Below are 1,603 nucleotides of genomic sequence, written 5' to 3'. Positions count from 1 at the left end.
TTATTATTCATCTATCTTAATAGCGTTAATTTGTACATATATCTCAAATCTTTTATCGCTCGGTAAATTAAGGTTTAAAAAACAGATTATATTATCGAAACTTGAAATCACTAAATATTACTTTATACAGCGATAAAACCCTGATTCAGTACGTTATAAAACGCATAAATCAGGGGTTTTCTATCTTTTATATTATGTGTTACTCAGCGTGCATATGGCCTTTCAATTTACGGCCTTCACGTTCTGATAAGATGAGTGCACATGCAGCATCTCCCGTAATGTTAACGGCTGTACGTGACATATCAAGTAAGCGGTCAATACCCAGAATGATACCAATCGCAGCTGGGTTTAAATCAACAGCTGTTAATACCATAGCAAGCATGATGAGCCCTACACCTGGGACACCTGCCGTACCGACTGATGCGATAACCGCGATTAAAACAACTGTAATGAGTTGCACAATTGTTAAGTCAGCGCCCATTAATTGTGCGATGAAGATTGTCGCAACACCTTGCATGATGGCTGTTCCGTCCATGTTTACAGTTGCACCTAATGGTTGAACAAATGACGCAATTTCAGGTTTAACACCCATACGTTTTGTACATTCCATTGAGACTGGTAATGCGGCGTTAGAACTTGAGCCACCGAATCCAACTGTAATTGCTGGGAAAAAGCCTTTGAAAAATTCAATTGGACTACGTTTGGCTAAGAATTTTACTGCGCCACCATATACGACAAAGAAGTGAATCAAAAGTGCGGCTAGTACTACAATAAAGTATAAGCCTAGTTGTCGGATTGCACCGAATCCTGCGCCTGTAAATGCGTGTGCAACAAGACCAAATGTTCCGATTGGCGCAAATTTATTCATAATCATTGAAATAATATACATCAGTACTTCATTAAACTGATCAAAGAACTTATGTACGACTTTTGCTTTTTCACCAACCATCATGATACCAATACCGATAAATATTGCAAAAGTGATAATTTGAAGCATATTGCCTTCAGTCATTGCTTGAACAGCATTTTTAGGGAAGAAGTTAATCACCGTTTGGTCAAATGTTTGGTTAATTGGTGAATCTTCCGCTTTCTTTTGTGCTGTTAATTCTTTCTGATACGATGTTACTTCATCACTTTTTAATAAGTCAGAATGTCCGGCACCTGGTTTTACTAGTATGGCTAAGCACATAGCTAACATAATTGCCAAAGCTGTTGTGGATAGGAAGAAGACCATCGTTTTAAGTCCAATGCCACCTAATAACTTTGGATCCCCAACGCCTATTACACCAAGTACAATAGATACAAAAACAACCGGTACAACTAACATAAATATGAGATTTAGAAAGACTTGACCAATCACATTAAAAATATATTGATCTGTGAAAAGCACAAACTTTGCACCTTCATAAAAGTTGAAAATTGAACCTACAGCAATCCCTAAGACGAGTGCAACAATTATCTTGACTGTTAATCCTTTAAATTTCATTATTTTCATCCCCTTCTTGTTAATAGTGTTTTAAACACTGTGCCCTATTTAGTTGGCTCACCCATAAATGTCTAATCCTTTCTATAAGGTAGTTATATTATATAATCAGCCCTAACT

Annotated in this window: 1 protein-coding gene; it reads right to left on the bottom strand. The window is 36.9% G+C overall.

Annotated elements, in window-relative coordinates:
- Nucleotides 1–199 precede the first annotated feature (199 nt).
- The gene (locus CD122_RS11310) at nt 200–1,486 is read right to left on the bottom strand and encodes a dicarboxylate/amino acid:cation symporter (RefSeq protein WP_103359028.1); all 1,287 of its coding nucleotides are present in this window, start codon (nt 1,484–1,486) and stop codon (nt 200–202) included.
- Nucleotides 1,487–1,603: the final 117 nt, after the last annotated feature.

The sequence above is a fragment of the Staphylococcus rostri genome (genome assembly GCF_002902145.1).
In the GTDB taxonomy this organism is placed as follows: domain Bacteria; phylum Bacillota; class Bacilli; order Staphylococcales; family Staphylococcaceae; genus Staphylococcus; species Staphylococcus rostri.
This window is presented reverse-complemented; position numbering and strand designations above follow the sequence as displayed.